The sequence below is a fragment of the Frankia tisae genome (assembly GCF_025403405.1).
GTDB lineage: Bacteria > Actinomycetota > Actinomycetes > Frankiales > Frankiaceae > Frankia > Frankia tisai.
The window spans coordinates 1-378 of record NZ_JANEZT010000776.1 but is presented as its reverse complement, the minus strand read 5'-3'; the positions used below and the strand labels follow the sequence as shown (position 1 = coordinate 378).

Here is a 378-nt window from a genome sequence, read left to right as displayed (position 1 = left end):
CCGCACCGGCACCCAGCGCGACGACCTGACCGCGGCACTCGCGGCCCTGAAACCGGCCGGCAGCAGCAACCTCTACTCGACCGCGGTCGCGGCCGTGCGGCAGCTGACCGGCAGGTTCGCCTCGGGCCGGATCAACCGCGTCGTCCTGTTCACCGACGGCGACAGCAACGCGGGTGGCGACGATCACGCCGGCAACGAGCAGCCGGGGCAGCCGGCGGCGAATCCCGAACCGACGCTCAACCAGGCGGTTTCCGCGCTGCAGGCCGCGGCCGATCCGCGCCGGCCCGTCCAGCTCATCGTTATCGCCAGCGACCCCGGCGCGGATCTCGCCGCGTTGCAGCGCCTGGCCAGGGCCACCGGCGGCCACGCCTACCTGAC

Annotated in this window: 1 pseudogene; it reads left to right on the top strand. The window is 74.1% G+C overall.

What is annotated here, in order from left to right:
- A pseudogene (locus tag NBZ85_RS31630) lies at positions 1 to 378 on the top strand (VWA domain-containing protein); the annotation flags it as partial.